At 69.7% G+C, this 1,423-nt stretch carries 1 protein-coding gene; it reads left to right on the top strand.

Annotated features, from left to right (window positions below; genetic code table 11):
- The first annotated feature begins 202 nt into the window (after nt 1–202).
- Nucleotides 203–1,405 (top strand): IS110 family RNA-guided transposase, encoded by a 1,203-nt coding sequence (locus tag AC6CKD_RS37905; protein ID WP_498333974.1) that lies wholly within the window; start codon nt 203–205, stop codon nt 1,403–1,405.
- The last annotated feature ends 18 nt before the right edge of the window (nt 1,406–1,423 follow it).

Below are 1,423 nucleotides of genomic sequence, written 5' to 3'. Positions count from 1 at the left end.
CCTCCGTAAGTTGTTAGGTGGCCCGGGAGGGCCGGATGTGGCTGATGGGGCCTTGCCTTCAGTGGCTTCCCTGGAGTGGCCGTCCGGCTCTCCGGGGCGCCCTGACTGCTGATTGAGATGTGCGCTTCGGTCGCTGATTACGGAGATGACAGCGGGGTGTTCCTCGGGCCAACGGCAGGCTGTGCCGAACGAGGAGGGGCAAGTGAACGAGCGACAGACCCGGGTCTGGGCCGGCATCGACGCCGGCAAGGGGCACCACTGGGCAGCGGTGGTCGACGAGACCGGCGCGACACTGTGGTCGAAGAAGGTTGACAACGACGAGTCGGCGATCCTGACCGCGCTCGGCGAGATCCTGGCCCTGGCCGGCGAGGTCCACTGGGCGGTGGACATCTCCGGGACGTCTTCCGCGCTGCTGCTGGCGCTGCTCGCGGCTCACGGCCAGCGGGCCGTCTACGTGCCCGGACGCACCGTCAACCGTATGTCCGGGGCCTACCGGGGCGAGGCCAAGACCGACGCCCGCGACGCCTACGTGATCGCCGAAACATCCAGGCAGCGCCGGGACTTCGCGGCGATTGACGTGCCCGCCCAGCTGGCCGCTGATCTCGCGCTGCTGACCGCGCACCGCTCCGACCTGGTCGCCGACCGCGTGCGGATGATCAACCGACTCCGCGACGTGCTGACCGGCGTCTTCCCCGCCCTGGAGCGGGCCTTCGACTACTCCGCCCACAAGGGCGCGCTGGTTTTGCTGACCAGTTATCAGACCCCAGCCGCCATCCGCCGCCGTGGCCGCGCGAGGCTGACGGCCTGGCTCGCCCATCGCAGCGTGCGGAGCGCCGACGCGGTAGCGGCCACGGCCCTGGAAGCCGCCCAGGCCCAGCAGACCGCGCTGCCCGGGGAGGACGTCGCCGCCCAAATCGTCGCCGACCTGGCCGCCCAGATCCTGGACCTGAACGACCGTCTCAAGCGCATCGACAAACAGATCCGCGACACCTTCCGCGCCCACCCCCAGGCCGAGATCATCGAGTCCATGCCCGGCATGGGCCCCATACTCGGCGCCGAGTTCGTCGTCGCCGCGGGCGACCTGACGGCCTACGCGGACGCCGGCCACCTCGCTTCCGCGGCCGGCCTCGTCCCCGTCCCACGCGACTCCGGACGCCGGACCGGCAACCTGCACCGACCCAAGCGCTACAGCCGCCGCCTGCGCCGGGTCTTCTACATGTCCGCACAGACCAGCATCATCCACGAGGGGCCGAACCGGGACTTCTACCTCAAAAAGCGCGGCGAGGGCTGCAAGCACGTCCAGGCCGTCATAGCTCTGGCGCGCCGACGCGCCAGCGTTCTGTGGGCTCTCCTGCGCGACAACCGGGCGTTCACCTCTGCCCCGCCTGTCACGCAAGCAGCTTGATTTCGTCATTGAGACTCC

Source organism: Streptomyces sp. GQ60 (assembly GCF_059758875.1).
The sequence above is the reverse complement of the archived record's forward strand: the minus strand, read 5'-3'. Positions and strand labels throughout refer to the sequence as shown.